General features: G+C 66.4%; 1 pseudogene. It reads right to left on the reverse strand.

Going from position 1 to position 247, the window contains the following annotated elements:
- A pseudogene (locus J3473_RS19635) lies at nt 1–247 on the reverse strand (30S ribosomal protein S3); the annotation flags it as partial.

Raw genomic sequence — 247 nt, forward strand, 5'->3', positions numbered from 1 at the left:
GACCTTCGCGGTACCACTCCGAACGCGCGATTTCCGCACCGTTCAGACGGCCACCAACGTTGACCTTGATGCCCAGGGCGCCCAGGCGCATCGCATTGCCCACGGCGCGCTTCATCGCGCGACGGAACATGATGCGGCGCTCGAGCTGCTGCGCGATCGACTCGGCGACCAGCTGCGCGTCGAGTTCCGGCTTGCGGACCTCGGTGACGTTGATGTGCGCCGGAACGCCCATCACGTCGCTCACTTC

Source organism: Phycicoccus sp. DTK01, from assembly GCF_017312765.1.
GTDB lineage: Bacteria > Actinomycetota > Actinomycetes > Actinomycetales > Dermatophilaceae > Phycicoccus > Phycicoccus jejuensis.